The sequence below is a fragment of the Streptomyces sp. AC627_RSS907 genome (genome assembly GCF_019049165.1).
The window spans coordinates 1-567 of record NZ_JAGMUE010001255.1 but is presented as its reverse complement, the minus strand read 5'-3'; the positions used below and the strand labels follow the sequence as shown (position 1 = coordinate 567).

Genomic DNA, 567 nt, shown 5'->3' with positions numbered 1-567 from the left:
GCTCGGGGATGTCCGGCTGGGCGAAGAAGAACCAGTGCCACCACTGCGTGGCGAACTCGGTCGTGATGCGGGACAGGTGCTCGCTGATGGGAAGGCAGTCGATCAGCGCCACCCGCGAGACCGCGTCGGGATGGTCGAGCGCGAGACGCAGCGCGACGGCGCCCCCGCGATCGTGCCCGGCGAGCGCGAAGCGGTCGTGGCCCAGGAAGCGCATGACCTCGACCACGTCACCGGCGACGGCCCGCTTGGCGTACCCGGTGTGGTCCGCGGTGGGCGCCGGGCCGGTGGACCGGCCGTAACCCCGGAGGTCGGGGCAGACCACGGTGAAGCCGGCCTGGACGAGGAGCGGGGCGACCCGGTGCCAGGTCGCGGAGGTCCGTGGGTGGCCGTGCAACAGAACCACCGGCGGCCCCTGACCGCCGTACCGCACGAAGATCGACGCTTCGCCGACCCGGATCTGCCTGGCCTCGAAATCCTCGAACAAGGCTCGCACCTCCGCCCTCGTTGACCCACCGTTCGCCGCCGCTGTCGGCCGGGAGCGACCCCGCCCACCGGGAGCACCGGGGC

General features: G+C 72.8%; 1 protein-coding gene. It reads right to left on the bottom strand.

Features of this window, described 5'->3' with window-relative positions:
- Positions 1-484, bottom strand: a 484-nt coding sequence (locus tag KUM32_RS41345; RefSeq protein ID WP_217146783.1) for an alpha/beta fold hydrolase, incomplete at its 3' end; no start/stop codon positions are given.
- Positions 485-567: the final 83 nt, after the last annotated feature.